The sequence below is a fragment of the Clostridium sp. AM34-11AC genome (genome assembly GCF_003435375.1).
Taxonomy (GTDB): domain Bacteria; phylum Bacillota; class Clostridia; order Lachnospirales; family Lachnospiraceae; genus Pilosibacter; species Pilosibacter fragilis.
The window spans coordinates 1-4,673 of sequence record NZ_QWGL01000069.1 but is presented as its reverse complement, the minus strand read 5'-3'; the positions used below and the strand labels follow the sequence as shown (position 1 = coordinate 4,673).

Below are 4,673 nucleotides of genomic sequence, written 5' to 3'. Positions count from 1 at the left end.
GCTTTCAGCCACTTTCACGGCTGATCCGTGAATAATCTAGGATAATCTTTGTACGCAACTACTTCTCCTGTCTTAACGGACCTTCTCAGCATCCCACTCCATTACGGATCCGGTCGCTGCATCAATCGTGAATTCGTATTCCGTTCCACCGTAGATGATCTTTCCTTCATATTCCGGGTGTCCGTCTTCATAATCAAGCTTCCATTCGTAGAGATTCTTGTCTGTTGCACCGCTTACACGGTCAAGGGCTGTTTTCTTTGCATCTGCCTCACTGACCGTAACGTTCCTGCTGTCTGCTCCCATCGTTTTTTCTTCATATGCGGAGCTGATGATCTCTCCGGTGTCTGCCGCAATCTCATAGTCATACTTGGCACCGCCTGCATACCATTCAATGTCATATACCTGACGTCCGTCTTCATAATCAAGCTTTGACTTGGTGATCGTTGCGTCCGCTGCCTTCACTCCGGCATGCTCCAGTGCGATCTTCTGTGCTGCTGCTTCATCCACGGTTCCGGTACCTGTTGCATTCTGTGCCGGTGCAGCGGCTGAGGTCTGTGCCTGGGCTGAGGCTGAACCTGAGGTCTGTGCCGGAGCCGAGGCAGCGGGGTCTGCCGTCTCCGTCTGCGTCCCGGAAGTCTGTGCATTCTGTTCCTGGCTGCTCATTTCCATGACAGCTCCTGTCTGTGCATTGATCGTGTAGGAGTAGGCATACTCTCCGGAAGTAAATTCCACCTTATAGCAGGCCACTCCCGCCACCCCACTTAAGGTCGTGGCTGAAATGTCTGCATCTGCCGCTTCAATATCCGCTGCTTTTAACGCCGCTTCCTGTGCCTCCTCCATAGGGATCATCTGTGTCTGCTCCTTCGTCTGCTCCTGGCTGCTTTGCTGCGGAATACTGGCTGCCGCATTATCTCTGCATCCGGTCAAGGTCATTGCAAGTGCAAATGCCACTCCGGTAAAAATCCATTTCTTTCTCATACTCTTTCTTATCCTTCCTATCAGATTGGAATGAGTAAAGTGTAGCCGATATCCTGCCAGATTACAAGTGAAATTTTTGTGTACAGGGTATACTTGTAAAAATCTAACAAATATAGTAACACTTGCAATACCGTAAATTGCGCCGCCCATGCCTCTTTTTACAGATTCCCTGATTGTCTCCATTTTGTATAACAAAAGGCAGCCCACTATGGACTACCCTGATAAAAATAAAAAGCAGCAAATCATTTGCTATGTGTAGTGATATTCTATGGAATCAGTACTGTGTATTCATTTATAGAAGCGGATTCCTATCAAAATATATACCAAGATTACTGTTTCTCTCCAGTGAATGTCTTTCTTCTTTAATGTACCTCCAGGACATAACATATCGAATGTGTTCGACATTCAGTTTCATAAACCGACTGCGGACAATTTCTGCTGGACGTTCCTCTGCACCAATGCGAATCAATGGTCGCTTCGTGCAAACTGTTTCAACGATCAACTCCAGAATGTTATCCAACATTTCGGAATCGTAAGGGTAATCCTTCTTCAACAAATCCATACTGAGCTGATCCGAGAAATAATCAAAGTATTCTTGATACCGGTCATTCTCGTCCATCATTCCACCATTTCCGGAAGGAAAGATAGAATCAGTATCACTAAATTCAGTATTTTTAATATCAGTATTATTACATTGTGATTTCGGAAGTTCTTGAGTTGTGATTTCCATTGTTCCAGAATTGTGATTTTCACAATTCAAGAGTTGTGAATCCACAGCAGAGATAAAGTTCTTCACATAGATCAGGTTGGGCTTTCCCAAACCCTGGCGCTTACGTTCAATCAATCCTGCTTTCTCCTCAAGTTCACTGAGCAGCTTGATAGCCTTTTGTTCAGCACAGTTCAGAGCCATCTTCGCTTCGTCGATTGTAAAAATGATATACACTCGACCGTTTTGATCGATCCAACCATTCTTGGCAGACAGGCTCATGCGGTCAAGCAAAATGCCATACAGCATCTTGGCATCGGCAGAAATATTCCAAAACCTCTCGTTCGTGAACAACACCTTCGGAACTCGATAGAATGTGAATAGCTCGGATTGCTGACCGTAAAAATAATCAAAACTCACACGGCTTCACCACTTTCTTTCTGCGGAAAACTTTCTGTTGTCAGTAGAACGCTGCAGAAAGTCGTATCCGTCTTTTCGTGAGGACATCGGGCAAAATAGCAGAAGCGGTATTCCTGTTCATACGCATCCATATCAACGAAGCCCCACTTCACGCATAACCTTCTTCGTACACCAGCCAATGCACGGGTGATCTCGCCCATAGGGACAGTCATCACATTCCGACTTGGATTTCGGTGGCAAAGAGATTAAGTAGTAGCAATTATTTCTACCCAGACGGCAACCCTTTCTGCCATTCGTCCAGTAGTAGCAGTAATGGCAATCGCTCGGCTTGTCTGCGGCATAAACAGGCTTGCTCAAATAAAACACCTCCAATCTCTTGTATTTGCCCATGGTTTTGGGCATAAAAAAAGAGCGCCTATCCATCCCCAATGCGGGGCAAATAGACGCTCTATGTAGATAACGATATTCAATTTTATCTGCTATAACTGCATGTTACTCAAAACATCCGCCTTTTTTGATTAGCTGGATTTTTGGCACGATTTTGGGGCTGATTAGCAGGAAGGGCATTTTCATTAGCAAGAACAGCCTGTTTTCTGCTAAAAATTAGCTGGCGATTTTGTCTTATAACAACCGTTCGATTCTGGAGGGCTTGTCAAAAATCAAATTTTGGAGTAGAATTCTATCCCATACAGTGAAAGAGCTTTTTCGTGCCTTTTCATATAAGAAAAGCCGAAAACCCTTGAAAACAAAGGCTTTCGGCGTTGTTCACTGGCGTCCATAAGAGGATTTGAACCTCCGACCCCACGCTTAGGAGTATGGCTTACCATGTGATACACGGTTCGGATGTAACTTCCAATATCATCCCTTACGCAGAATGACTTGTAGTAAACGAACTTTATGGTGCAAAACACCTATTCTGACGCAGTTTTATGTGTCCGTTGGGTGGTCCTATTAGCAAATTCTTAGCAAGAGGACATTCCGCCAAAGCTGATTGCTACTGTCATTCTTCACTCTCTTAGTCAAAATGACAAGGCAAATACATGGAGGTTACTATGGACAAGAAAGAGAAAAAGTCACTGCCGGAACCGCGCACATACACCGTGGAACAAATTGCGGCCATGCTCAACATCGGTCGCACAACCGCATATCAGCTCGTCAAGCAGGAGGAGTTCAGAATCGTCCGCATAGGAAATGCGATCCGTGTCTCCAAGAAATCTTTTGACGAGTGGCTGGAAAGTTTGGAATTGTGAATATCGCAAGAAACGCCGTAGGCTCAAAAAACCTATGGCGTTTTTTTATACCCATTTTGAAGGAGGCTGGCAATGAAATTGACAGAAGCAGAAATGAGGATGGTGTTTCAGATTGAAAGTACCAATCAGAACGCTGCCCTGAATGAGATTTACATGACATGGCGCTATGCGCCGAACCCAGCAACGAAAGAAACGGCGGAAGGCCTTCTGGACAAGCTCCGCCCACTGTCGGATCAGGAGTGCATGGATTTGATACGCAAGGTGCAGGCCGAATACCGTCTGCCGGAGAAAGCCCGCACCATCGGGGAAATGCTGGCAGAGGCCAGACAGCAATCCGGGGCGCAGAAGTTATCCGGCCATGACATTATGGCTTTGGAGCGTTTCGACCCGGCAACCAGACACATGATCGTCTTTGATGTTCTTACCCATGACTCGCCTGTTGGCTGGAAGGGTGAGAAAATGCGCCTGTTCCTGACCGACACCGGATACAGCAAGGCTTTGGAAAATCAGGAAAAGGGACATATCAAAATCCGTAACCATGCGAAGGTGCTTTCCGGCGACCTCCACTATGACCATAAAGGCCGTGAGAGGTAGCCGCCCCCCAAATGTATCAAAATCAGTGGGATATCTTCTGTTTCTTCCTCTGTGGCTTGCGTTCTGAACAGGGCGTGGATGTTTTCCCATGTGGGAGGTTATGGAGGCGTACAGACGGATAAACCGCTTAAAATTAACACTTTTTATTTTCACAGGAAGGAGGTGCGAAGATGGCTGTTTTTCGTATTGAAAAGACCCGTGATTATACGGTCATGTCGAACCATCACTTGAAAGATCGAACGCTGACCCTGAAATCCAAAGGGCTGCTGTCCATGATGTTGTCGCTCCCTGACGAGTGGAATTACACCACCAGAGGTCTTGCGGCGATCTGCCGGGAAGGTGTGGACAGCATCGGTGCGGCGTTGAAGGAGCTGGAAACCCACGGGTATATCCGGCGCACACAGCTTCGGGATGAAAAAGGCAAGATCACGGATACCGAGTATGTGATTTACGAAATGCCTCAGTGCGAGCCGCCGTCAAGCCCAGGTACGCCTTTACCGGGTACGGCAAAGCCATATACGGAAAACCCGGATATGGGTATCCCGGATACGGCGGAACCGTGTACGGAAAAACCCGCACAATTAAATACTAATCAAACAAAGACTGATTTATCAAGTACGGAGATATCAAATCCTATCCAATCAAATCCCCCTACCCCCGCAGAGGCAAGGATGGGAACGGATCGGATGGGAGCCAGAGAATGTTATCGTGAAGTGATTTTGGAT

At 46.5% G+C, this 4,673-nt stretch carries 5 protein-coding genes; 3 read left to right on the top strand and 2 right to left on the bottom strand.

Annotated elements, in window-relative coordinates:
• Positions 1–72 precede the first annotated feature (72 nt).
• Positions 73–978, bottom strand: a complete 906-nt coding sequence (locus DW826_RS17490) for a PepSY domain-containing protein (RefSeq protein ID WP_117515809.1) — start codon at positions 976–978, stop codon at positions 73–75.
• Positions 979–1,270: 292 nt separating this feature from the next.
• A complete protein-coding gene (locus DW826_RS17485; protein WP_242992187.1) occupies positions 1,271–2,104 on the bottom strand; it encodes a replication initiator protein A in 834 nt (277 codons plus the stop codon).
• A gap of 1,052 nt (positions 2,105–3,156) precedes the next feature.
• Here DW826_RS17485 and DW826_RS17470 point away from each other — a divergent pair.
• The 3 genes from DW826_RS17470 to DW826_RS17460 all read left to right on the top strand — a co-directional run.
• On the top strand, positions 3,157–3,354 hold the full coding sequence (locus tag DW826_RS17470) for a helix-turn-helix domain-containing protein (RefSeq protein WP_114000934.1): 198 nt from the start codon (positions 3,157–3,159) through the stop codon (positions 3,352–3,354).
• A gap of 243 nt (positions 3,355–3,597) precedes the next feature.
• Positions 3,598–3,948 carry a DUF5720 family protein gene (locus tag DW826_RS17465; protein ID WP_347472426.1) on the top strand — a complete coding sequence of 117 codons (351 nt, stop codon included), beginning with the start codon at positions 3,598–3,600 and terminating at the stop codon, positions 3,946–3,948.
• 170 nt (positions 3,949–4,118) lie between these two features.
• Positions 4,119–4,673: helix-turn-helix domain-containing protein (locus DW826_RS17460; RefSeq protein ID WP_147327180.1), on the top strand; the 555-nt coding region annotated here is incomplete at its 3' end.